The following is a 24694-nucleotide window of genomic DNA, read 5'->3' as shown; positions in this document are numbered from 1 at the left end:
TAGATGTCGCAATCCACACCGAACCCAGAAGGCCCTCACCTGTTCAAGCACCCAGCACGCGTGTCACCAACGTCCCGGGACAGCACACCTAGGTCCTCGTACGTCTGCATGGCAAAGACCCTGCCGCACGGCAGAATGCGGAAGCGGGCCGGGGAACTGCTCCCGGCCCGCTTCACGAGCGTGTGCCGCCTACCAGGTCACCGCGTCCAGCGCGTCGGCCATGCCCCAGCCGTAGAAGCCGTTGCGGTTCTTCGAGCCCTCGCACACCGCGTCGACCTTGCCGTCGCCGTCGATGTCGTACGGCTTGGTGCACGGCGTGGCGTCGGCCTGGGCGTACAGCAGGGCCTTGACCATGGCCGGGGAGGCGTACGGGTGCGTCGACTTGATCAGGGCGGCGACGCCCGCGACGTGCGGCGACGCCATCGACGTACCGGCCATGTAGCCCCACTTGCCGCCGGGCAGCGTGCCCAGGATCAGTCCGCTGGTGGCGGGTGGCTCCGGCGTCTGGTAGGCCGTCGAGTCGCCGCCGGGTGCGGCGATGTCGATGACACCGAGACCGTGGTTGGAGAAGGACGACTTGAGGTCCTTCGCGCCGGTCGACGCGACCGTGACGACACCCGGCAGCTGGGTCGGCATGTCCAGGCACTCGGACGGGTCGATCACCCGGTCCGAGGGCGTGGAGTCGTTCGGGGAGACCGGGTCGGTGATCTCGTCGGCCGCGAGGTCGTAGTTCTCGTTGCCGGCCGCGGCGACGTTGACCGCGCCCTTCCGCTCCGCGTACCGCGAGGCCCGGGTGACCGCTTCCAGGAGCGCCTTCTGGTCCGGGTCGTCCTTGCAGTTGAAGTACCAGGGGTCAGTGTAATAACTGTTGTTGGTCACCTCGACGTCGTGTTCGGCCGCCCACATGAAGCCGCAGACCACGGCCTCGGTGTAGAAGAAGCCGTCCGGGTTGGACACCTTGATGCCGGCGACCTTCACCCCGGGCGCCACACCGGTCATGCCGACGCCGTTCTTGGCGGCGGCTATCTCCCCGGCCACGTGCGTGCCGTGCGGGCTCTCCGCCGCGCTCGGCCGCCAGGCGCCGTCGGCGGTGTCCGGCTTGCCCGAGACGCAGTTGACGGAGGCGTCCCGGTCGAAGTTCGGGGCGATGTCCGGGTGGGTGTCGTCCACGCCGGTGTCGATGACCGCGACCGTCACCTTGCTGCTGCCCAGCGACCTCTCGTGCGCCTTGTCCGCCTTGATGGCGGGCAGGTCCCACTGGAGGGGCTGCAACGGGTCCTGCCCCTCGGCGGCCTCGGCGGCGGCGATCTCCTTGCCGCTGAGCACCTTCGGCGCGCCCGTGTCCGTCGTGGCGGCCGAGGGCAGCGGCGCGGTGCGGGTGGCACCGGCCGACTGCACGCCGCGCGCCTTGCGGACGGTCTTGGCGAAGTCCGCGTTGGCGGAGTGGACGACGATCACGCCGATCCGGTCGTACGACGTCACGATCGTGCCGCCGGCCTTGGCTATCGCCCGCTTCACGTGCGCCGAGGGGCCGTGCCCGGGGCGGACGTTGACGACGTAGCTGAGCGAGGACGCCGAGTCGGCCGAGACGGAGGACGCGGCCTGAGCGGCCCCCGAGGCCTCGGCGGCCTCCGCGGCGGAGGCCGGGACGCCCGGCAGGAGGGCGAGGGACGCTGCCACGGCCAGGCCGGCCGGGATCGCGAGGGCACGACGGTGACGCGGGTGGGGCGCTGTCATGTGCGATGTCTCCAGTTGGTTCGCGGAAGAGGGAGTGGAAACCCCGGACGGGGGAGGTGCGTGCCGGTCACTTCACCGCGCGCAGCGCGTTGACGATGCCGAAGCCGTAGAAGCCGTTGATCCGCTTGCCGCCCTCGCAGGTGGCGTCCTGCGCGCCGTCGCCGTCCTGGTCGTAGGAGGCCGGGCAGCCCGGGTTGTCCGCCTGGGCCTTCAGCAGCGCCTGGAGCATCGCCGGGGACGCGTGCCGGTACTCCGACTTCAGCAGCGCGGCGACGCCCGCGGCGTGCGGCGAGGCCATCGAGGTGCCCTGGAGCCAGGCGTACTCGTTGTTCGGCATGGTCGACAGGATGCGGCCGTTCTTCGACGGCGTGTCCGGGATTTGGTAGCGCGCGTCGCCGCCCGGCGCCGCGATGTCCACGACACCCTTGCCGTACGAGGAGTAGTAGGACTTCTCCTTGTCGACGCCTGTCGCGCTGACCGTGACGATGCCCGGCAGCTGGGTCGGCACGTCGAAGCACTCGTGCGGGTCGATGGTCCGCGTGACCGGCGTGGAGTCGTCGGGGCTGGAGTCGTCGACGATCGCGTCGGAGTCCAGGTCGTGGTTGGAGTTGCCGGCGGAGGCGAGGTGCAGGGTGCCCTTGCGCTGGGCGTAGAGCTGGGCCCGGTTGACCGCGTCGACGATCGCGCGCTGGTCCGGGTCGTCCATGCAGTTGTACAGCCAGGGGTCCACGTAGTAGCTGTTGTTTGTGATCTCCACGCCGTGGTCGGCGGCGAACATGAACGCGCAGACGACGTTCTCGGGGTAGAAGAGCCCGTTGTCCGGGTCGCTCACCTTGATGCTGGAGACCTTCACGCCCGGCGCGACACCGGCGACGCCGATGCCGTTGCGGGCGGCGGCTATCTCACCGGCCACGTGGGTGCCGTGGTAGTCGTCGGCGGTGTACGGCCGCCAGGCGCCCTCGCTGGTGTCCGCCTTGCCGCCGACGCAGTTGGCGGACTGCGAGGCGGAGAAGTTCGGGGCGAGGTCGGGGTGGGTGTCGTCGACGCCGGTGTCGATCACGGCGACGGTGACCCGGGAGCTGCCCGGGTTGATCTTCGCGGCCTTGTCGGCGCCTATCGCGCGCAGGTCCCACTGGTCCGCTTCCAGCGGCTCGCCGGCACCTGCGGCCTTCGACGCCTTCGCGGTCCGCGCTGCCTGCTCGGCGGTGAGCAGCTCGGCGGCGCCCTGGTCCGTCGTCCCGGCGGCGGTCAGCGGCGCGGTACGGGTCGCGCCCGCCGACCGCACTCCGCGCGCCTCGCGTATCTGCTCGCCGAATTCCGGGTTCGACGAGTGGACGACGATCACGCCGATCTTCTGGTACGTGGTGACGACACTGCCGCCGGCCTCGGCTATCGCCCGCTTCACCGACGCGATCGTGCGGTGGTCCGTCCTCGTGTTGACGACGTAGGCCAGGCTGGGCGCGTCCGCCGCCCGGTCGGCCCGCGCCGCTTCCGCGGCGGCTTCCGCGCCCGGGGCGGCCGAGGCGGCCGCCGGCAGGAAGCCGAGCGACGCGGTCATCGACAGTACGACGGGTACGGCGAGGGCGAGCCGCCGTCTGGAACGCGTGGACCGCGACGAACGTGGCGACGAACGCGGCGCAAACAGATGATCCATGGGGTCTCCACATCATCCGGAAACGAAACCGGCCCGAGACACAGGTGGTGCTCGGGCAGGTACATGACGGAGTGGTGCAGGGCGAAGCTATCCCCAGGAGCCGCTGGCCAGCAATGACCCGCCACGGGTGACTTCGGAAAGTTCCCCGGGCGTTGAACCGGGCCCCGCGGGGCGCCGTGTCGTTGGACAGGAAGCCCGAGCACGACCAGCTTCCCGCGAGAACACCGAGGTCCAAGCCGTCATGTCCGTCGTACGAGGAGACTCCGTGGCCACCGACGCACCACCCCCCTCGAAAGAGGAACGCCCACTTCCCTCCGCCGAGGAGTTCTCCGAAGTGCAGCAGAGCGCTGAGTTCGCCGAACTGCGCCGCTCCTTCCGCTCCTTCGCGTTCCCGCTGACGATCGCCTTCGTGGCCTGGTACCTGCTGTACGTGCTGCTGTCGAACTACGCCGGCGGCTTCATGGGCACCAAGCTGTTCGGCAACATCAACGTCGCCTTCGTCTTCGGCATCGCCCAGTTCGTCACCACGTTCCTCATCGCCTGGTGGTACTCGCGGTATGCCGCCGCGAAGCTCGACCCCAAGGCTGAGGCCATCAAGTCCCGGATGGAGGGCGGCGCATGAGCCCCGCACAGACCGTTCTCGCCGCCGAGCTGGCCGCGAACGAGGCCAGCGAGCACCGCCCGCTGATCATCACGCTGTTCGCGGTCTTCGTCCTCGCGACGCTCGGTATCACCGTCTGGGCGGGCCGCCAGACCAAGGACGCCGCCGACTTCTACGCGGGCGGCCGCCAGTTCAGCGCCTTCCAGAACGGACTCGCCGTCTCGGGCGACTACATGTCGGCCGCGTCCTTCCTCGGCATCGCCGGCGCCATCGCCCTCTTCGGCTACGACGGCTTCCTCTACTCCATCGGCTTCCTGGTCGCCTGGCTGGTCGCCCTGCTCCTGGTGGCCGAGCCGCTGAGGAACTCCGGCCGCTACACGATGGGCGACGTCCTCGCGTACCGCATGCGCCAGCGCCCCGTGCGCACGGCCGCCGGTACCTCCACCATCGTCGTGTCGATCTTCTACCTGCTGGCCCAGATGGCGGGCGCGGGCATCCTCGTCTCCCTGCTGCTCGGCATCACCTCCGACGCGGGCAAGATCCTGATCGTCGCCCTCGTCGGCCTGCTGATGATCGTGTACGTCTCCATCGGCGGCATGAAGGGCACCACCTGGGTCCAGATGGTCAAGGCCGTGCTGCTGATCGGCGGCACCATCCTGATCACCTTCCTGGTGCTGCTGAAGTTCAACTTCAACATCTCCGACCTGCTCGGCACGGCCGCCGAGAACAGCGGAAAGGGCGCTGCCTTCCTGGAGCCCGGCCTCCAGTACGGCGGCAGCGGCACCACCAAGCTCGACTTCATCTCCCTGGGCATCGCCCTGGTGCTCGGCACGGCCGGCCTGCCGCACATCCTGATCCGCTTCTACACGGTCCCCAACGCCAAGGCCGCCCGTAAGTCCGTGAACTGGGCGATCGGCATCATCGGCGCCTTCTACCTGATGACCATCGCGCTCGGCTTCGGCGCCGCGGCGCTCGTCGGGCAGAAGGAGATCATCGCGTCCAACCCGTCCGGCAACACGGCCGCGCCCCTGCTCGCCCTGCACGTGGGCGGCGTCGACTCGGCCTGGGGCGCGATCCTGCTCGCCACGATCTCGGCGGTGGCCTTCGCGACCATCCTCGCCGTGGTCGCCGGCCTCACCCTGGCCTCGTCCTCGTCCTTCGCGCACGACATCTACGCCAACGTCATCCGCAAGGGCAAGGCCACCGAGAAGGAGGAGATGCGGGCGGCCCGCTGGGCGACCGTCTTCATCGGCATCGTCTCCATCGCGCTCGGCGCCCTCGCCCGCGACCTGAACGTGGCCGGCCTGGTCGCCCTGGCCTTCGCGGTCGCCGCGTCCGCCAACCTGCCGACCATCCTCTACAGCCTCTTCTGGAAGCGGTTCACCACCCAGGGCGCCCTGTGGTCGATCTACGGCGGCCTGATCGTCGCCGTCGGCCTGGTGCTGTTCTCGCCCGTGGTCTCCGGCGACCCGAAGGCGATGTTCCCGGACGTCGACTTCGCCTGGTTCCCGCTGAAGAACCCGGGCATCATCTCCATCCCGTTCGGCTTCCTCATGGGCTGGCTCGGCACGATCCTGTCGAAGGAGGAGCCCAACGTGGCGAAGTATGCGGAGCTGGAGGTCCGGTCCCTGACCGGCACCGGAGCGCACTGAGTCACCCGCCCGACCAGCACCGACGCGGCCGCTCGTAGATCCCTACGACGCGGCCGCGTCGTACGTCGTGGGATCGGGCCGCTGTCGATGTCGGACCGGTCACGTAGGCTCGCAGGTGTCGGAGGAGAGAAGTGCTCCACCGATCCGCGTCGAGGGAGGGGGCCCACGTGCTCATCGACACCTACGGCCGAGTGGCCACCGACCTGAGGGTCTCGCTCACCGACCGCTGCAACCTGCGCTGCACCTACTGCATGCCCGAAGAGGGCCTCCAGTGGCTGGCCAAGCCCGACCTGCTCACGGACGACGAGATCGTCCGCCTCATCGACATCGCCGTCACCTCCCTCGGTATCGAGGAGGTCCGCTTCACCGGCGGCGAGCCCCTGCTGCGTCCCGGCCTCGTCGGCATCGTCGAGCGCGTCGCCGCCCTGGAGCCGCGCCCCCAGATGTCGCTGACGACCAACGGCATCGGCCTCAGGCGCACGGCACCGGCCCTGAAGGCCGCGGGCCTCGACCGGGTCAACGTCTCCCTGGACACGCTCCGCCCGGACGTCTTCAAGACCCTCACCCGCCGGGACCGCCACAAGGACGTCCTGGAGGGCCTGGAGGCCGCCCGCGAGGCCGGCCTGACCCCGGTGAAGGTCAACTCCGTCCTGATGCCGGGACTCAACGCCGACGAGGCCCCCGACCTGCTGGCCTGGGCCGTCGAGCACGACTACGAGCTGCGTTTCATCGAGCAGATGCCGCTCGACGCCCAGCACGGCTGGAAGCGCGAGGGCATGGTCACCGCCGGTGACATCCTGGCCTCCCTGCGCAGCCGCTTCGAGCTGACCGCCGAGGGCTCCGACGAGCGCGGCTCGGCCCCCGCCGAGCGCTGGCTCGTGGACGGCGGCCCGCACCGCGTCGGCGTCATCGCCTCCGTCACCCGCCCGTTCTGTTCGGCCTGCGACCGCACCCGCCTGACCGCCGACGGTCAGGTGCGCACCTGCCTGTTCGCCACGGAGGAGACCGACCTGCGCGCCGCCCTGCGCTCCGACGCACCCGACGAGGAGATCGCCCGGATCTGGCGGCTGGCCATGTGGGGCAAGAAGGCCGGCGCCGGCCTCGACGACCCGACCTTCGTCCAGCCCGACCGGCCGATGTCGGCGATCGGCGGCTAGCGGAGGCTAGTGGAGCGGCTGGGAGCCTCCGTCGGACTCCCAGTCCGCCAGCGGGACCACGTCCTTCAGGAAATTCCGAACGCCGAGGAACTGGGACAGGTGCTCCCGGTGCTCCTCGCACGCGATCCACGTCTTGCGGCGCTCCGGCGTGTGGACCTTCGGGTTGTTCCACGCCAGCACCCACACGGCGGCGGTGCGGCAGCCCTTGGCGGAGCAGATCGGGGTGGTCTCGTCACTCACAGTCGTCTCACAGGTCCACAAACAAGGCGACGCCGAGCAGCCACGGGGGGAGCTGCCCGGCGTCGGTCTGTCGCTCCGACGGGGGATGCGGAGCGCGTACGAAGTATGTCACGGGTCCCCCATCGCCCGGCACCGGAACAACATGATTGATCTGAGGATTTCTCAGGCCTGGCGCGGAATCGACGCCCGCCCCCGGCGGACACTCGCGGTCACGGTCTGCCGCGGGGCTCGCCCGCCGCGCCCGGCGCCGGGTCGGACACCACATCTTCCGGGCCGGGTTCCGCGGACCCGTCGGCGGACCCGTCGTCGGCCCGCGGCGGCATGATCATCGGCGGGGTCGGCACGGTGACGAACGTCGACGGCAACGATGGCGCGTTCTCGCGCCCGGCGTTGGCGATCACGACCGAGACGTACGGCAGGACCGCGCCGAGGACCAGGGCCACGATCGCGACGTGCCGTTCCACGTTCCACAGGCAGGCCGCGAGGACCACCGACACCGTGCGCACCGACATCGAGATGATGTACCGGCGCTGCCGCCCGCGCACATCCTCCTGGAGACCCGTCCGGGCCCCGGTGATCCGGAACACCTCGGCACTGCCGTCGGCACTCTGCTTCCGCATCTGGTTCCACCATCCGCCCGCATCGGACTCTCCCCGCCCGCTCCCGTCCGCGGCCGCTCGGGGACTCCGGTCCCGGACAATTCTCCACGTTACGCCGCACCTGCGCCGCCTACGAGACCGGGGCACCCCCGACCCGCGCGCACGGCGTGCGCCGCACCGCGTAGCCGGGTACCTCGTTCGGCCGTATCCGGCATGCGCCGTACGCGGTACGGCCGAACACTGGCGGTAATGCTCGCGTAGAGCCGTATGAGGAGGCAGTCATGGGCTGGTTGTGGGCGATCATCGTCGGATTCGTGCTCGGTCTGATCGCCAAGGCGATCATTCCCGGGAAGCAGCACAGCCCCCTGTGGCTGACCACCATCTTCGGCATGCTCGGCGCCATCGCGGGCAACGCGATCGCGCGTGGCGTCGGGGTCGAGTCGACCTCCGGCATCGACTGGTGGCGGCACCTGTTCCAGCTGGTGGCCGCGATCATCATCGTCGCCGTCGGTGACGCGATCTACATGTCGGTGCGCGGCAAGAAGAAGATGCGCGAGCGAGCCTGACCGCCCGCACCGACGCCGTACGGCGAAGGGGCGGCCTCCGGCGAGCCGCAACGCACCGGAAACCCCCCTCGCACGCGCGCTCAGGCGCCGGTGACCTCCACCGCGGCCAGGTTCTTCTTGCCGCGGCGCAGCACCAGCCAGCGCCCGTGCAGCAGGTCCTCCTTGGCGGGGACGGCGTCCTCGCCGGTGACCTTGGCGTTGTTCACGTAGGCGCCGCCCTCCTTGACCGTGCGGCGGGCGGCGGACTTGCTGGCGACGAGGCCGACCTCGGCGAACAGGTCCACGACCGGGCCCAGCTCGGCGACCTTGGCGTGCGGCAGCTCGGAGAGGGCCGCGGCCAGCGTCCGGTCGTCCAGCTCCGTCAGGTCGCCCTGGCCGAAGAGGGCCTTGGACGCGGCGATCACGGCGGCCGTCTGGTCGGCGCCGTGCACCAGCGTCGTCAGCTCCTCGGCCAGCGCGCGTTGCGCCGCCCGGGCCTGCGGACGCTCCTCGGTCTGCCGCTCCAGCTCCTCCAGCTCCTCACGGGAGCGGAAGGACAGGATGCGCATGTACTTCGAGATGTCCCGGTCGTCCACGTTCAGCCAGAACTGGTAGAACGCGTACGGCGTGGTCATCTCCGGGTCGAGCCAGACGGCGCCGCCCTCGGTCTTGCCGAACTTGGTGCCGTCCGCCTTGGTCATCAGCGGCGTCGCGTAGGCGTGCGCGGTGGCGTCCGGCTCCAGGCGGTGCAGCAGGTCCAGGCCGGCCGTGAGGTTGCCCCACTGGTCGCTGCCGCCCTGCTGCATCGTGCAGCCGTACCTCCGGTAGAGCTGGAGGAAGTCCATGGCCTGCAGCAGCTGGTAGCTGAACTCCGTGTAGCTGATGCCCTCGGAGGACTCCAGCCGCCGCGCGACGGAGTCCTTGGTCAGCATCTTGTTGACCCGGAAGTGCTTGCCGATGTCCCGCAGGAACTCGATCGCGGAGAGCCCCTCGGTCCAGTCGAGGTTGTTGACCATGACGGCCGCGTTCGCGCCCTCGAAGGACAGGAACGGCTCGATCTGGCCGCGCAGCCGCGCCACCCAGCCCGCGACGGTCTCCGGCGAGTTCAGCGTGCGCTCGGCGGTCGGGCGCGGGTCACCGATCTGGCCCGTCGCGCCGCCGACCAGCGCCAGCGGCCGGTGACCGGCCTGCTGGAGCCGGCGCACGGTGAGCACCTGCACCAGGTGCCCCACGTGCAGGGACGGCGCGGTCGGGTCGAAACCGCAATAGAACGTGACGGGACCGTCCGCGAGCGCCTTGCGCAAAGCATCCTCATCGGTGGACTGGGCGAACAGCCCGCGCCACTTCAGCTCGTCGACGATGTCCGTCACGGTTCTCGTGTCTCCTACGTGTTCATGCGTGTTCATGCGTGTTCATGATCTTCGGGCAGTCGGGTGACAGCCGACTACGAGGTTATACGCCCTGACTGACAGAGCTCATGTTGAAATCGGGGACGCGCAGCGCCGGCATCGCCGCCCTGGTGAACCAGTCGCCCCATTCCCTGGGCAGCGTCTTCTCCGTGCGCCCCGCCTCCGTGGCCCGGCCCAGCAGACTCACCGGCGACTCGTTGAACCGGAAGTTGTTCACCTCGCCGACGACCTCGCCGTTCTCGACGAGGTAGACGCCGTCCCGGGTCAGCCCGGTCAGCAGCAGTGTCGCCGGGTCGACCTCGCGGATGTACCAGAGACAGGTGAGCAGCAGGCCGCGCGAGGTGCCGGCGACCATCTGGTCCAGGGACCGGTCGGGGTCGCCGCCGTCCAGGATCAGGTTGCCGGCCGCCGGGGCCACCGGCAGCCCGGTCAGCCCGGCGCTGTGCCGGGTGGTCGTCAGCCGGTTCAGCTCGCCCGCGCGGATCCAGTCGGTGGGCCCGACCGGCAGCCCGTTGTCGAACACCGACTGGTCGCCGCCCGAGGAGTGCGCGACCACGAAGGGCGCGCTCTGAAGACCCGGCTCGTGCGGATCGCTGCGCAGGGTCAGTGGCAGCTCGCCGAGCCGCTCGCCGACGCGCGTGCCGCCGCCCGGCCTGGAGAACACCGTGCGCCCCTCGGCCGCGTCCCGTCCCGAGGCCGACCACAGCTGGTAGATCAGCAGGTCCGCGACCGCGGTCGGCGGCAGCAGCGTCTCGTACCGGCCCGCGGGCAGCTCCACCCGCCGCTCGGCCCAGCCGAGCCGTACGGCCAGCTCGGCGTCGAGCGCCGCCGGGTCGACGTCCTTGAAGTCCCGCGTGGCGCGCCCCGCCCACGCCGACCGGGTGCGGTCCGGCGACTTGGCGTTCAGCTCCAGCGTTCCGTTGGGCTGGTCGTGCCGCAGCCGCAGCCCCGTGGACGTACCGACGTACGTCGACGTCAGCTCGTGGTTGGCGAAGCCGTACAGCTCCCGGCCACCCGCACGCGCGCGGGCGAACGCCTCCCCGAGGGCCGGGGCGAAGTCGGCGAACACGGCCGACGACGTCTCGGCGGGCGCGTCGGTGAAGTCGGGCGAGGCGGGCACGCCGGTGACCAGCGGCTGCGCGTCCTCGGCCGGTCCGGCGCCGCGTGCGGCGGCCTCAGCGGCGCGTACCAGGGGCTCCAGCTCGTCCACGGTCACGGCCGAGCGCGACACGACCCCCGAGGCCGTGCCCTCCCGGCCGTCGACGGTGGCGACGACGGTGAGCGTGCGCCCGCGCGTGACGCCGTTGGTGGTGAGCGCGTTGCCCGCCCAGCGCAGGTTGGCGGTGGACTCCTCGTCGGCGATGACGACACATCCGTCGGCCCGGGACAGCTCCAGCGCCCGCTCGACGATCTCGTGCGGCCTGTTCGTACCCGCGCTCATCGACCCGCCTCCTGGGTGGTGTTCAGAATGTTGACTCCCTTGAAGAGGGCGGACGGGCAGCCGTGCGAGACGGACGCGATCTGTCCCGGCTGCGCCTTGCCACAGTTGAAGGCGCCGCCCAGGACATAGGTCTGCGGCCCGCCGACGGCCGCCATGGACCCCCAGAAGTCGGTGGTCGTCGCCTGGTAGGCCACGTCCCGCAGCTGACCGGCGAGCCGCCCGTTCTCGATCCGGAAGAACCGTTGACCGGTGAACTGGAAGTTGTAGCGCTGCATGTCGATGGACCAGGACCGGTCCCCGACGACGTAGATCCCGCGCTCCACGCCCCCGATCAGGTCCTCCGTGGACAGCCCGCCGGGATCCGGCCGCAGCGAGACGTTGGCCATGCGCTGGACGGGCACATGGGCGGGGGAGTCGGCGTAGGCACACCCGTTGGACCGCTCGAACCCGGTGAGCCGCGCGATGCGCCGGTCGAGCTGGTAGCCGACCAGCGTGCCGTCCTTCACCAGGTCCCAGGACTGGCCCGCGACGCCCTCGTCGTCGTAACCGATGGTCGCCAGCCCGTGCTCGGCGGTGCGGTCGCCGGTGACGTTCATCAGCTCCGAGCCGTAGCGCAACGTGCCGAGCTGGTCGAAGGTGGCGAAGGAGGTGCCGGCGTAGGCGGCCTCGTAGCCGAGGGCGCGGTCCAGCTCGGTGGCGTGCCCGATGGACTCGTGGATGGTCAGCCACAGGTTCGACGGGTCGACGACCAGGTCGTACAGGCCCGCCTCGACGCTCGGCGCCCGCATCTTCTCGGCCAGCAGCTCCGGGATCCCGGCCAGCTCGGCGTCCCAGTCCCAGCCGGTGCCGGTCAGGTACTCCCAGCCGCGTCCGGCGGGCGGCGCGAGGGTGCGCATGGAGTCGAACTCGCCGCTGGAGTCGTCCACCGACACGGCGGTGAGCACCGGATGCAGCCGCACCCGCTGCTGTGTGGTCACGGTCCCGGCGGTGTCGGCGTAGAACTTGTTCTCGTGCACGGTGAGCAGTGAGGCGTCGACGTGGTCGACCCCGTCGGCCGCCAGCAGCCGCGCGCTCCAGTCGGCCAGCAGTGCCGACTTCTCGGCATCGGGCACGGTGAAGGGGTCGATCGCGTACGACGAGACCCAGGTCCGGTCGGTGTGCACGGGCTCGTCGGCCAGCTCCACGCGCTCCTCGGACCCCGCCGCCTTGATCACCTGCGCGGACAGCTTCGCCATCGCCACCGCCTGGGAGGCGACCTTGGCGGCGGCGTCCATCGTCAGGTCCACGCCCGACGCGAAGCCCCACGTACCGCCGTGCACCACCCGCACCGCGTACCCGAGGTCGGTGGTGTCGGAGGACCCGGCGGGCTTGGCGTCCCGCAGCCGCCAGGAGGCGTCGCGCACCCGCTCCAGCCGGAAGTCGGCGTGCTCGGCACCGAGAGCACGCGCGCGTGCGAGGGCGGCGTCGGCGAGGGCTCGTAGGGGGAGTGCAAGGAATGACTGATCGACCTCGTGGGCCACGAACGGCCTCCCTGAGTCATGGTGAGCGAGTCGTGTTCGTCCCGCAGTGAATCACGGGGCGCCGGCACCGGACCCGGCCAATGGATTCGCGCCAGACAGGACATCCCGTGGGACAGCAGTGTCGGCAGTGGCCAGTAAGGTGAAGGACTGGAGCCCACGGGGGGAATGGGCCCTCCTCCCGTCTCGTTTTTCGCTGCCCGCCATCCGGTGCGGCCGCAGCACAAGTCGAGCACAAGGGAGATCGACGAGAGCATGGACGTGTTCGGTACGCACCGGCAGCTCATCAAGGACTACGACAACTTCACGACCTCCTTGGTGTGGGTGCGCGATCCGGCCATCAGGAACCACCTCGACCTAGAACGAGAGAACAAGACCCGCTGGCCCGATCCCTGGATCTCTCTCAATCCCAACTTTCGCGGCGGCGGAACGGTCGACGCACTCGCCGACGACAATGTGTTGCACCGTGGGTGCAAGACCTACTTTCGCGACAAGCGGGACAAGGACGACCCGGGCAGCCGTACGCTCACCCTTCACCATCACCAGCGCGAGGCGATCGAGGCGGCAAGGTCCCGTGACTCGTACGTCCTGACGACGGGCACAGGGTCGGGCAAGAGTCTCTCCTACCTCATTCCCATCGTCGACTCGGTACTGCGCGAGCCCAATCCCGACGGCATCTCCGCCATTGTCGTCTATCCGATGAATGCGCTCGCCAACAGTCAGAAGAACGAGCTGGAGCGCTACCTCCGCTGGGGGGTTCCCACCGAGCACCATGATGCGGTCACCTTCGACCAGTACACAGGGCAGCAACGCAAGGACCAGAAGAAGTCCGTGCTGAGGCGTAAGCCGGACATTCTGCTCACCAATTACATGATGCTGGAGTACCTGCTCACCAGGCCGGAGGAGCGGCGGCAGCTGATCGCCGCAGCCAAGGGGCTGCGCTTCCTCGTACTGGACGAACTTCACACCTACCGGGGGCGTCAGGGCGCCGATGTCGCCCTCCTCGTCCGCAGGCTTCGTGACGCCTGCGAGTCGCCCCGCCTTCAGTGCGTGGGCACTTCAGCGACCATGGCCACTGCCGAGACCTTCGCCGAGACCCAACAGACGGTGTCCGAAGTCGCCAGCCGCCTGTTCGGGACTCCGGTGCGCCCCGACAGAGTGATCGGAGAGAGCCTGCAGCGCGCGACCGACCCCGGTCGGCCGCTGCCCGAAGCCGAGCGGCGGATGGCGCTTGCCGGGGCCGTCCGACGTGCTGCGGCCGACCCCGCAGAGCTGCCCGATACCTACCGTCCACTGAGCCGGGATCCACTCGCCGTCTGGATCGAGGACACCTTCGGACTCGACAAGGAGACGGGCAGCGGGCGTATCAGGCGGCGCCGCCCCAGCACCATCCCCGAGGCGGCGGTCGAACTCCACAGGGCTTGCGGGGAGGATCGGGCCGCCTGTGTCCGTGCGATCGAGGCCATGCTGGAGACCGGGGCAAGGATCAAGGACTCGGTGACCGACCGACCGCTGTTCGCCTTCCGGCTGCACCAGTTCCTGTCCAAGGGCGACACCGTCTACACGAGTCTCGAACCATCGGACGTTCGCCACCTGACCAGCCAGTACCAGGTCAGAGTGCCCGGCCACCCGGACTGGCCGCTGGTCCCGCTCGCTTTCTGCCGTGAGTGCGGCCACGACTTCCCGGTCGTCACGGTCGAGGGAAGCCCCCGGACCGGGCGGTACGTCGCCCGCCAGGATCCTGACGGCCCCGCCGAGCCCGGCGACGGTTACTTGTACGTGGACCAGGACCGGCCCTGGCCCGACGCCCGGGAAGACGTTCTGGACCGGCTTCCCGCCAGTTGGGTGGAGACCGACGACAAGGGACAGCGCGTCGTCGTCCAGCGACGCTCCGGTGATCTGCCCCAGGAGGTGTGGATCGGGCCCGACGGCGTGACTACAGAGCCGGGCTCGGGGCTGCGCGCGTGGTGGATCGCCGCCCCGTTCCGCTTCTGCCCGCGGTGCCGGGTCGGTTACGAGCAGCTGCGCGTCCGGGACTTCGCCAAGTTGGCCACGTTCTCCGCCGAGGGCCGCAGCTCTGCCGTGTCCCTGGTGAGCGCCAGTGTCGTACGTTCGCTGCGTAGTCAGCCCGAACTGAAGCCGCGCGCCCGCAAGTTGCTGACTTTTGTGGACAACCGTCAGGACGCCAGCTTGCAGGCCGGACACTTCAATGACTTCGCGCAGGTCACTCAGGTCAGGGGCGCGCTGTACCGCGCGCTGCGTGATGCGGGCCCGGCAGGTCTGCGGCACGATGTCCTGCCCAAGGCCGTCACGGACGCACTGGCTCTGCCGCTGACGGCTTTCGCGCAGAAGCCTGAAGTGAAGTACCGGCAGCTCGAGGACACTCTTTCCGCGATGCGATCGGCACTGGCGTACCGGATCTACGCCGACCTGGAGCGGGGCTGGCGGCTTACGATGCCCAACCTCTCCCAGACCGGTCTGCTCCGTTTCGACTACACCTCCCTCGTGGAGATCGCCGCCGACGAGGAGGAGTGGCGAAGCACCCACTGGGCTCTGGAGGGCGACACCCCGGCCCACCGGGAGGAGATCGCCCGCACGCTCCTCGACGAACTCCGCCGCGCTCTGGCTGTCGACGAGAAGCGTCTCACCAAGCTGGGGCACGACCAGCTCGTCGCAGTCAGTGAGAAACATCTGGCCGGCATCTGGGCCGTCCCGGAGAACGATCCGCGCACCCCTTCCCGGGTCGCGTTCGCGGGCCCCGGCCCCAAGGGCGCCCCGTCCGCCGACGCGGTCTACTTCGGCGCCCGGGGCGGCTATGGACGCTACCTCCGCAGGCCTGGAGCCTTCGCGGACCTGCCACAGCTGGCGGGCAAGGAGATGTCCGTCGCCGACGCGGACGCGGTCATCCACGCTCTACTGGAAGTGCTGACCAGGACCGGACTGCTCACGGTCGTGGACGAGGGGCCGGACGGGCGTCCTGCCCGCCAGCTGTGCGTCTCCTCTCTGATCTGGCTGCCGGGCGACGGAGAGAACGCGGAGCCGGACCCGGTGCGCAAGACCCTGGACCCGGAGGCCACCGGGCGCGTCAACCCGTTCTTTCGCGACCTCTACCGTGAGACAGCCGCGGAACTCGGAGGCCTGGAAGCCCGAGAGCACACGGCCCAGGTCGATTCCACGCTGCGGCAGGTGCGTGAGGAAGCCTTCAAGGAAGGCCATTTGCCGCTGCTCTACTGCTCGCCCACCATGGAGCTGGGCGTCGACATCGCAGAGTTGAATGCCGTGGCGATGCGCAACGTTCCGCCCACGCCCGCCAACTACGCGCAGCGCTCCGGCCGGGCGGGCCGTTCCGGCAGACCCGCCTTGGTCACCACGTACTGCTCCACGGGCAGCGCCCACGATCAGTACTATTTCCGCCGTTCCGGGCTCATGGTCTCCGGCAGTGTCGCGCCACCGCGGATCGACCTCACCAACGAGGACCTGTTGCGCTCCCACGTCGAGGCCGTCTGGCTGGCCGAGACGGAGGAACCCCTGGGTTCGTCGATGACGGACATCATCGACATCAATGCCGGCGGGAAGCCGGGGGAGCCGCTGCCGCTGCCTCTTCACCCGAAGCTGTCCACGGCTCTCGACAGCGAGACGGCCCGGCAGCGCGCCATCGCCCGCTGCACTGAGCTGCTCGCTCCCCTCTCGGACGACCTCGCCACCACTTCCTGGTGGTACGACGGTTGGATCACCGACCGAGTGAGGGACGCCCTGCGACGCTTCGACGAGGCCTGTGACCGATGGCGTCGGCTCTACCGCAGGGCGTTCGAAGAACGGGCCGAGCAGCACCGCCTCGCCGACGACACGTCCGGTACGTTCCGCGACCGGCGCCGTGCCCAGGCCCGCCGCGCTCAGGCCGAGAACCAGCTCAAGCTGCTGCGCAACGAGACCTCCGACAACAACGATGACTCGTTCTCCGATTTCTACACCTACCGGTATTTCGCCTCCGAGGGCTTCCTGCCCGGCTATTCGTTCCCTCGGCTGCCCCTGGCCGCGTATGTTCCCGGGGAGCGCGGCGAAAGCAGGTACGGGCAGAAGCGCGGGGCCTACATCCAGCGCCCCCGGTTCATCGCCATCGGCGAGTTCGGACCCGGTGCCCTGATCTACCACGAGGGCCGCCGCTACACGGTGTCGAACGTCCAGGTGCCTATCAGTGACACTCCGGGGCAGATCGCCACCATCGACGCCAAGGTGTGCCGGGCGTGCGGCTACTGGCACGAACGCAGTGAGGGCCGCGACACCTGCGCCCATTGCCAGGCCCCACTCGTCGAGATTCTCAACCGTCTGATGCAGCTCACCACGGTGTATGCCGAGCCCCGTCGCCGTATCTCCTCGGACGAGGAAGAGCGGCTCAGGGAAGGGTTCGAGCTACGCACGTCCTACCGCTTTCACCACGGCAGCCTGACGGCCGACATCAGGCGGCCCGTACCTGATGGGACGGAACGGACGATCGCCGAGCTGACGTACGGTGATGCCGCTGTCCATGTGATCAACCTGGGGCGCCGCAAGCGCAAGATCCGAAGCGACGTCGGATTCTGGCTCGAGCCCGGCTCCGGCCGCTGGTTGAGCGAGGGGAGGGCTGCGGCCAACCGCCCCGAGACCACCGCGGAGCAGGAGGCCCTCGCCGCGTTCGACAGCGCCCGCAGCACGTTCAAGGTCGTCCCCTATGTCCAGGACAGCAAGAACATCGCCGTACTGAGACTGGCGGCCGCCGTCGATCGCCACACCGCCGTGACCCTGCGTTACGCTCTGGAGCGCGGTATCGAGGCGTACTACCAGCTGGAGGACGCCGAACTCGGCAGTGAGGACCTCCCCGACCCCGACGGGCGGGCGCGCATGCTGTTCGTCGAGGGAGCGGAAGGCGGCGCGGGTGTCCTGAGGCTGCTGCACGACGACGAGGACGCCCTGGCCGCCGTGGCCGAACAAGCCCTGGAGATCATCCACGTCAAACCGGACGGCACGGACCTCGGTCAGGCGAAGGGAGCCCGCGAGCGCTGTGAGTTCGGTTGCTACGACTGCCTGCTCACCTACCACAACCAGCGCTTCCACCCCGACATCCGGCGGCTGGCCGCGGTCGACCTGCTCCGTGACCTTGCCGCGAGCCGTGCCGTTCAGCATCAGCCACAGGCGGTCAATCCAGTCCTGCACGCTGCTGATCTGGCCGCCCGCAGCCCCCACACGGGCGGCGGCGACTTCGTGCGGTGGCTGGGAGCGAACGGCTACCGGCTCCCCGACGGCACCCGCGAAGAGGTGTCCTCGGCACGTGCGGTGCCGGACTTCGTTTACCGTTTGTCGGATGCGGACGTCGCGGTTTTCCTGGATCTTCCCGGTCACGGCAACCCTGACACGACCCGCGACACACGGGCCAGGACGAGGCTGGAGAACCGCAGCTGGCTCGTGATCGAAATCGGCAGCGACAGCGACAAGGAGTGGCACAGTACGGTGCGCGCACACCCGAACGTCTTCGGCCCGGGACGGGGCACCCGATGAGCCCCCGGCACGCTCCCGGCTCCCTGGTGTCGGCCCGGGGCCGCGACTGGGTGGTGCTCCCGGGCACCACGGACGATTTCGTGGTCGCTCGTCCGCTCGACGGGGACAGTGAGCTCGACACCCTGCTCTTTCCCACGGAGACGGCCGACCCCGGCTTCGCGGCGCCCAGTCTGCCCCCACTGCCGGACCCGGACGAGGCCGTTGCCGGGGAGCTCTTCCCCGGCGGCGAGGACATCGGAGACTTCGCGTCCGCGTCCCTGCTGCGCACAGCGCTGCGGATCACCGCGACGTCCAGCGCCGGCCCCTTCCGCTGCCTGTCCGGGATCGCCGTGCAGCCCCGCCAGTATCAACTGGTACCACTCATGGTGGCCCTGCGCATGGACACCGTGCGGCTTCTGATCGGCGACGACGTCGGCATCGGCAAGACCGTCGAAGCCGCCCTGATCGCCCGGGAACTCCTGGAACAGGGGTCGGCCGTCAAACTCTCCGTGCTGTGCTCCCCGGCACTGGCCGAGCAGTGGCAGCGCGAACTCCACGACAAGTTCGGTCTCGACGCGGAACTCGTCCTGCCCTCGACCGCCGCCCGACTCGAACGGGGCATCCTCGACCCCGACCAGACGATTTTCGACCGCTACCCGTACACGATCGTCTCCACCGACTTCATCAAGCAGCGCGACCGCCGCGACGCATTCCTGCGTACCTGCCCCGATCTGCTCATCGTCGACGAGGCCCACACCTGCATCGGCGCGGGGGCCGGCCGTCAGCAGCGCTACGAACTGCTGAAGGGTCTCGCGGAAGACCCCGAGCGCCACCTGCTGCTGGTCACGGCCACCCCGCACAGCGGCGACAGCGACGCTTTCTCCAAGCTCACCGGACTGCTCGACCCGAAGCTCGCCGCCCTCGACCCGACCATCCCCGCCCACCGGGACCGCCTCGCCCGTCACCTGGTACAGCGCAGACGCCGCGACATCAAGTCCTTCCTCGGCGAGGACACTCCCTTCCCCGGCGACCGGCTGCTCCGCGAAGTTCCCTACCGGCTGGACCCGGCCTACGCGGAATTCGTGACCGATGTCATCGGCTACGCCCGGGAGCAGGTCCGGCACACGGACGGTGAGCTGCGCAACCGCATGAGCTGGTGGTCGGTCCTCGCCCTGCTGCGCTGCGTGCTGTCCTCCCCGGACGCCGCCGAGGCCACCCTCACCACACGGGCGGCGGTCAGCGCGGCCCGCACCCCCCAGGAGGCCGACCGGCTCGGCCGCGAGTCCGTGCTGGAAACCACCGATGAGGAGGCCGTCGAAGGTTTGGATGCCGTACCCGGCGCGGTCCTCACACCACAGGACGGCCTCGCCGCGGCAGAGGCGGCAGAAGCGGCAGAAGTGGCAGAACGGGATACTGCGGACGCATCGGAAGAACCGGCGGCCGACAGCGCCGCCACACCGGCCGCCCCCGCCCCCGACCCCGACGGCACGGTGGACCGGCCGGTCGTAGTGGGCAGGGCCACCGGCCATCGCCCCCAGGACCCCCACCTCAAGGCGTTCGCGAAGCGCGCCGCAGCCCTCGCGGGCCCCGAGCATGACGCCAAGCTGCGCCTGCTCGTCGACGAGGTCACCGCACTCATCGACGAGGGGTACGACCCCATCGTGTTCTGCCGCTACATTCCCACCGCCCGCTACGTGCGCAGGCACCTAGCGAAGGAACTCGAGCGTCGGGTGCACGTCGAGGCGGTCACCGGCGACCTTCCGCCGGAGGCTCGCGAGAAGCGCGTCGCCGAATTGTCCGCTCGCCCCGGCCGTCAGGTGCTGGTCGCCACCGACTGCCTCTCCGAAGGCGTCAACCTCCAAGAGCGGTTCAGTGCCGTACTCCACTACGACCTCTCCTGGAACCCCACGCGCCACGAGCAGCGTGAGGGCCGCGTCGACCGGTTCGGACAGCGCAGCGACAATGTGAAGGTCGTCACCCTGTACGAGACGGACACCGGCATCGACGGAATCGTCCTCGAAGTACTGATCCGCAAGCACCGGGATATCGCCCGGCAGACCGGTGTGGCCCTCCCCGTACCGGACGCGGGCGAAGGCGTCCTGCACGCGCTCACCCGCAGCCTCCTGCTGCGCGGCCGGCCCGAAGCGGTGGCTCCCGACCAGCTGGCTCTGGACTTCGGCACCGACGAGGAACTCGGCCGCGCGCGCGACGAACTGCATCGTGAATGGGAGAGCGCCGCAGAGCGCGAATCCAAGGTCCCCACCAAGTTCGCTCACTCCGCCCTCCGGCCGCAGGATGTCGAGAACGAGCTCCGAGCCCTGCGGCAAGTCCTCGGCGATCCGCGTGACACCGCAGTCTTCACCCGGGAGTCGCTGGCCGCCCTGCGTGCCCCCATCCGCACGGGCCCCCGCGGCGCCGGGTTTACCGTCCAGGCCGACCCGCTCCCCCCAGGGCTGCGCCACGCCCTTGGCATCTACGACGCCGACGACCAGGTCGCGGCTGCCGCCAGGAGCGGACGCGCCAGCGCCCGCACGGTGACCAAAGGACGATTCCGCACCACTGGTGGCCCCCGTGAGCTCGTCTTCCGTGAGGACCTGCCCGTACCCAAGGGCGAACAGGCGCTGGTTCGTACCGACCCGGCGGTCCGAGCCGTCGCCCGGTACGTGCTGGACTCCGCGCTCGACCCGGCCATCCGCGATCAGGACCGCCCCGCCCGCCGCCTCGGTGTCATCCGTACCAAGGTCGTCGACATCTACACGGTGCTGCTGCTCGCTCGCTATCGCTTCAAGCTCAGCCTGCCTCTGAAGAACTCCTCTCGTCCCAAGGAACTCGTGGCCGAGGACGCCCGCGTCCTCGCCTGGCGCCCGGACGACGAGGGCGGATTCGAATGGCTGGACGATGCCGAGACGGCCGCTCTGCTGGCCGCCACCCCGGATGGCAACGTCATGCCGGAGCTACGGCACCGCACCATGCGGCGTGCCCTCGGCGAACTCGAACTCCCCGAGGTACGCGACCACTTGCGTCAGCACGGCCAGGAACTGGCCGATCAGCTCGCCGCCGCCCATCTGCGCGTCCGTGAGGCCGCGGGTGAGCGCGGCCGTGCCTTGGGCGCCGCGGCGGCCCGCCGGATCACCGTGACGCTCGCGGGCCCCGCGGACCGCCTCGGCGTCTACGTCTTCGTGCCTGCCGGAGGAGCCCGGTGACCACCTTCACCACAGACGTGTCGGCCCCGGTCGCCACCTCCTCCGCCGTACGTGTCGAGGGCCGGCTCCTCACCGCGGACCTGCTCGGCAGACTCGCCGCCGGGGACCGTGAACTGCCCGGCTGCGCCCCCGCCGACTACGGCCTCTACCGAGGCGAACGCATCGGTGATGCCGCCGGCCGGGCCTGGGCCGCGCTCACCGGCGCCTACCGGGTTTTCCGTGACGACTTGGCCAGGCTCCCTGAGACGAGCACGGCCACCACTCTGACCCGCAGGGCCTGGCTGCTACGCCTGTTCACCGAGCTCGGCTACGGAAGGCTCAGCGGCGCGGGCGTGACCGTCCAGGTTCCCGGCCGGGACGAGACCTGCCGCGCCAGCCACGGCTGGCAGGACCATCTGCCAGTACACCTCCTGGCCTGGGGCACGCCCCTGGACCGCAAGGTCGGCGACCGGCGCGCCCCTCAGTCCATGCTCCAGGAGCTGCTCAACGTCTCCGGCAAGCACGTGTGGGGCCTGCTCTCCAACGGTCAGGTGCTGCGCGTCCTGCGCGACTCCACCGCCCTGGTCGGTTCGGCCTACGTCGAGTTCGACCTTGAAGCGATCTTCGACGGCCAGCAGTACGCCGACTTCGTGTTGCTCTACTCTCTGCTGCATGCGTCCCGGTTCGAGCTGGTCGCCAAGCCGGAGAAGAAGCGCCGGGGCCGCGGCGGGCAGAGTCCACAGGACGCCGAGGCCGAGCACTCCGGTGAGACGGAGCAGCCGGAAGGCGATGCCGGCTGGTCCGCACAAACGGAACTCGGGGACGAGGACGCGGCGCCCGACGCCAACGCCCCCGCCCTCACAGCCGTCGACTGCCGCATCGAATGGCTGCGCACCTACGCCATCGAGACCGGCCTGCGTGCCCGGGACAAACTCCGCGACCAGGTTGCCGAAGCCATCGGCGTCCTCGGCACCGGCTTCCTGGCCGCCAACCCCGGCCTGCACCGAGCCGTCTCCGGGGGCGGCCGGAGCGGCGTTGAGGCCCTTGAGGAGCTCCACCACGAACTGCTCCGCCTCGCCTATCAGCTGGTGTTCCTGTTCGTCGCCGAGGACCGGGGCATCCTGCTCGACCGGACGGACTCGTCCGAGACCCAGGACGCCCGCGACCGTTTCGCCCGCTACTTTTCCACCCGCCGCCTACGCCGTATCGCATTCCGGCGGCCCGGCGACCGCAACACCGACCTCTGGCGTGCCCTGGCCATGGTCCTCGACGCCCTGGGCACCGACGGCGGCGAGCCCCGGCTGGCCCTCCCCGAGCTCGGCGGACTGTACTTCCGGGCGAAGGACGACACGGCCGCCGCCACCCTGCTGGGCCGGACCGAACCACTGCGCGCCGCGGAACTCGCCAACGAGCACCTGCTGGAGGCCGTACGGCTGCTGGCCCGCGTACGTGACGAGGCCGGGCGCTGGCAGCGCGTCGACTACCGGCACCTGGGTGCCGACGAACTCGGCAGCGTCTACGAGAGTCTGCTCGAACTCCGTCCGCGCCGCGATCCCGTCACCGGCCGCTTCCGGCTCCAGACCCTCGCGGGCAACAAGCGCAAGACCACCGGCGCCTACTACACCCCGACTGTCCTCATCGAGAAGCTCCTCGACCAGGCCCTCGACCCGGTCATCAAGCGGTACGCGGCGAGCGGTAACCCCCGCGACCTACTGAAGATCAACACGGTGGACCCGGCCTGCGGCTCGGGGCACGTCCTGGTCGCCGCGGCCCGCCGCATCGCACTCCGGTACGCCGAGCTGGACACGGGCGAGCCTGAACCGGCGCCGGAGAAGGTGCGCGCGGCGATGGCCGACGTCGTACGCCACTGCGTCCACGGCGTGGACATCAACCCCATGGCCGTCGAACTCGCCAAGGTCTCTCTCTGGCTGGAGTCCCTGGAGCCCGGCCAGCCCCTGGCTTACCTGGACGACCGCATCAAGGTCGGAAACGCACTCCTGGGCACGACGCCGAAGCTGATCGCGGAGGGGGTGCCGGATGGTGCGTTCAAGAAGCTGGCCGGTGACAACACCAGGATCCTCACTGCCCTAAAGGCCGCCAACAAGAAGGAGCGTTCGGGCGGCAGAGGCACCCAGACGGCCATCGGCGCGGCTCTGTCACGAACGGGAACAGCGGAACTCCGCCTGGAGGCCGAGGCGCTCGCCAAGCTCCCTGACCGCACACTCGCGGACGTACGAGACCACGCACGCCGCTACGAGGAGTACGTCACCAAATCACGGCACTTGCGTCGCCTGAAGCGTGTAGCGGACGCCTGGTGCGCGGCGTTCCTGTGGCCGAAGAGCGAAGCGGCCCCGCCGGCCGTCACCAGCTCGGTCCTTGAGCAACTGGTGAACGATGGCGATCTGGGGGAGGCGGTCGCCGTCACGGCGGAAGAAGAGGACGACGAAGACAGACTCACCGGTGAGCAACAGCTCGACCGGATCGTCAGCCGCAACCGCTTCTTCCACTGGCACCTGGAGTTCCCGCGCGTCTTCCGAGTCGAGGACGACGAGGCCGAAGACCACAACCCCGACACGGGCTGGCAGGGCGGCTTCGACTGCGTGCTCGGCAACCCGCCCTGGGAGCGGGTCAAGATCCAGGAGAAGGAGTGGTTCGCGGCCCGGGGCGAGGACGAGATCGCGGACGCGGCGAACGCCAGCGAACGGAAGCAGCGCATCGCCGGGCTGCGGGAGAGCGCGGAGCGGGGAGAACGGGAGCTGTTCGACGCCTTTCAGGTGGCGTTGCGCGAAGCGGCCGGTACGACACTGATGCTCCGGAACTCGGGGATATTTCCCCTCACGGGGCACGGGGACGTCAACACCTATGCCGTCTTCGCGGAGAAGGCGCGGTTGCTGCTGGCGCCGGAGGGGATGTCGGGGCTGGTGTTGCCTACGGGGATCGCCACTGACAAGACGACGTCCAGGTTTTTCGCGAATCTGGTGGATCGGCAGCAGCTGGTGACCGTGCTGGATCTGGAGAACGAGGAGAGGCTGTTTCCAGACGTTCACAACCAGTACCGCTTTTGTCTGTTCACGGTTTCCGGTACTGCCCTGTCCTGCGGGCCGACTCGTCTCGCTTTCCGAGCTCGACGACCCGACCAGCTCGACGAGCGTGAGTTCACTCTGGATGGCCCCGGGTTCCGGGCCATCAATCCCAACAGCTGTACGTCGCCGGTGTGCGAGAGCCCGGAGCATCTGAGGGTGCTGCGGGGGATTCATGAGCGGGTGCCGGTGTTGTGGCGGAGGGCGTGGGGTGAGGAGAATCCTTGGAAGTTGCAGTTCAAGACAATGTTCCATATGTCTGGCGACTCGGACCTGGGGCCTTGACCCCTGATGTTGGACACACGAGACACTGGATCCTGAGGATCTGAGGACGGACATCTCGTGGTCATGAAGAACTATCCGCCGGAG

Annotated in this window: 14 protein-coding genes; 7 read left to right on the top strand and 7 right to left on the bottom strand. The window is 69.6% G+C overall.

Going from position 1 to position 24694, the window contains the following annotated elements; translation table 11 throughout:
• Positions 1-189: 189 nt before the first annotated feature.
• Entirely contained in the window at positions 190-1737 is a 1548-nt protein-coding gene (locus ACFCZF_RS38345; protein ID WP_376675599.1) for a S8 family serine peptidase, read from the bottom strand.
• Positions 1738-1804: 67 nt separating this feature from the next.
• Complete coding sequence (locus tag ACFCZF_RS38340) at positions 1805-3391, bottom strand: S8 family serine peptidase (protein ID WP_376675598.1); 1587 nt, start codon at positions 3389-3391, stop codon at positions 1805-1807.
• A 265-nt stretch (positions 3392-3656) separates the two neighbouring features.
• Here ACFCZF_RS38340 and ACFCZF_RS38335 point away from each other — a divergent pair, with 265 nt between their 5' ends.
• From ACFCZF_RS38335 to moaA, 3 genes are all read left to right on the top strand, one after another.
• A complete protein-coding gene (locus tag ACFCZF_RS38335) occupies positions 3657-4013 on the top strand; it encodes a DUF485 domain-containing protein (protein WP_375922535.1) in 357 nt (118 codons plus the stop codon).
• Complete coding sequence (locus tag ACFCZF_RS38330; RefSeq protein WP_375922537.1) at positions 4010-5644, top strand: cation acetate symporter; 1635 nt, start codon at positions 4010-4012, stop codon at positions 5642-5644. Before ACFCZF_RS38335 ends, ACFCZF_RS38330 begins: the two co-directional genes overlap by 4 nt.
• Positions 5645-5811: 167 nt before the next feature.
• Positions 5812-6801, top strand: coding sequence for a GTP 3',8-cyclase MoaA (moaA, locus tag ACFCZF_RS38325; RefSeq protein WP_376675597.1), 990 nt, complete (start codon positions 5812-5814; stop codon positions 6799-6801).
• A 6-nt stretch (positions 6802-6807) separates the two neighbouring features.
• On the opposite strand, the gene ACFCZF_RS38320 is transcribed toward moaA, so the two are convergent.
• Both ACFCZF_RS38320 and ACFCZF_RS38315 read right to left on the bottom strand, forming a co-directional pair.
• A complete protein-coding gene (locus ACFCZF_RS38320; RefSeq protein ID WP_375922542.1) occupies positions 6808-7041 on the bottom strand; it encodes a hypothetical protein in 234 nt (77 codons plus the stop codon).
• 209 nt (positions 7042-7250) lie between these two features.
• Positions 7251-7661 carry a DUF3099 domain-containing protein gene (locus ACFCZF_RS38315; RefSeq protein ID WP_376675596.1) on the bottom strand — a complete coding sequence of 137 codons (411 nt, stop codon included), beginning with the start codon at positions 7659-7661 and terminating at the stop codon, positions 7251-7253.
• 260 nt (positions 7662-7921) lie between these two features.
• Between ACFCZF_RS38315 and ACFCZF_RS38310 the strand changes: the two genes are divergently transcribed.
• Positions 7922-8206: a GlsB/YeaQ/YmgE family stress response membrane protein gene (locus tag ACFCZF_RS38310; RefSeq protein WP_375922548.1), complete on the top strand. Its 285-nt coding sequence runs from the start codon at positions 7922-7924 to the stop codon at positions 8204-8206.
• An 80-nt stretch (positions 8207-8286) separates the two neighbouring features.
• On the opposite strand, the gene tyrS is transcribed toward ACFCZF_RS38310, so the two are convergent.
• From tyrS to ACFCZF_RS38295, 3 genes are all read right to left on the bottom strand, one after another.
• Positions 8287-9555: a tyrosine--tRNA ligase gene (gene tyrS / locus ACFCZF_RS38305; protein WP_376675595.1), complete on the bottom strand. Its 1269-nt coding sequence runs from the start codon at positions 9553-9555 to the stop codon at positions 8287-8289.
• A gap of 82 nt (positions 9556-9637) precedes the next feature.
• The gene (locus ACFCZF_RS38300) at positions 9638-11035 is read right to left on the bottom strand and encodes a metallopeptidase TldD-related protein (protein ID WP_376675594.1); all 1398 of its coding nucleotides are present in this window, start codon (positions 11033-11035) and stop codon (positions 9638-9640) included.
• On the bottom strand, positions 11032-12555 hold the full coding sequence (locus ACFCZF_RS38295) for a TldD/PmbA family protein (protein WP_376675593.1): 1524 nt from the start codon (positions 12553-12555) through the stop codon (positions 11032-11034). The genes ACFCZF_RS38300 and ACFCZF_RS38295 overlap by 4 nt, the downstream gene beginning before the upstream one ends.
• A gap of 252 nt (positions 12556-12807) precedes the next feature.
• On the opposite strand from ACFCZF_RS38295, the gene ACFCZF_RS38290 reads away from it, so the two are divergent.
• The 3 genes from ACFCZF_RS38290 to ACFCZF_RS38280 are packed head-to-tail and all read left to right on the top strand — an operon-like array spanning position 12808 to position 24610.
• Positions 12808-18084 carry a DEAD/DEAH box helicase gene (locus ACFCZF_RS38290; RefSeq protein ID WP_376675592.1) on the top strand — a complete coding sequence of 1759 codons (5277 nt, stop codon included), beginning with the start codon at positions 12808-12810 and terminating at the stop codon, positions 18082-18084.
• Positions 18081-21266, top strand: a complete 3186-nt coding sequence (locus ACFCZF_RS38285; RefSeq protein WP_375924920.1) for a helicase-related protein — start codon at positions 18081-18083, stop codon at positions 21264-21266. The genes ACFCZF_RS38290 and ACFCZF_RS38285 overlap by 4 nt, the downstream gene beginning before the upstream one ends.
• Positions 21263-24610: an Eco57I restriction-modification methylase domain-containing protein gene (locus ACFCZF_RS38280; RefSeq protein WP_376675591.1), complete on the top strand. Its 3348-nt coding sequence runs from the start codon at positions 21263-21265 to the stop codon at positions 24608-24610. The genes ACFCZF_RS38285 and ACFCZF_RS38280 overlap by 4 nt, the downstream gene beginning before the upstream one ends.
• The last annotated feature ends 84 nt before the right edge of the window (positions 24611-24694 follow it).

The organism is Streptomyces sp. NPDC056296, assembly GCF_042268605.1.
In the GTDB taxonomy this organism is placed as follows: Bacteria; Actinomycetota; Actinomycetes; order Streptomycetales; family Streptomycetaceae; genus Streptomyces.
Note: the sequence above shows the minus strand (reverse complement) of the source record. Positions and strands in the feature narration are given on the sequence as shown.

Bases quoted from the DNA above. Each gene is read 5' to 3' on its own strand.
- ACFCZF_RS38330 (WP_375922537.1), top strand. From the start codon at position 4,010: ATGAGCCCCGCACAGACCGTTCTCGCCGCCGAGCTGGCCGCGAACGAG.
- ACFCZF_RS38345 (WP_376675599.1), bottom strand. From the start codon at position 1,737: ATGACAGCGCCCCACCCGCGTCACCGTCGTGCCCTCGCGATCCCGGCC.
- ACFCZF_RS38310 (WP_375922548.1), top strand. From the start codon at position 7,922: ATGGGCTGGTTGTGGGCGATCATCGTCGGATTCGTGCTCGGTCTGATC.
- ACFCZF_RS38290 (WP_376675592.1), top strand. From the start codon at position 12,808: ATGGACGTGTTCGGTACGCACCGGCAGCTCATCAAGGACTACGACAAC.
- ACFCZF_RS38340 (WP_376675598.1), bottom strand. From the start codon at position 3,391: ATGGATCATCTGTTTGCGCCGCGTTCGTCGCCACGTTCGTCGCGGTCC.
- ACFCZF_RS38285 (WP_375924920.1), top strand. From the start codon at position 18,081: ATGAGCCCCCGGCACGCTCCCGGCTCCCTGGTGTCGGCCCGGGGCCGC.
- ACFCZF_RS38300 (WP_376675594.1), bottom strand. From the start codon at position 11,035: ATGAGCGCGGGTACGAACAGGCCGCACGAGATCGTCGAGCGGGCGCTG.
- ACFCZF_RS38315 (WP_376675596.1), bottom strand. From the start codon at position 7,661: ATGCGGAAGCAGAGTGCCGACGGCAGTGCCGAGGTGTTCCGGATCACC.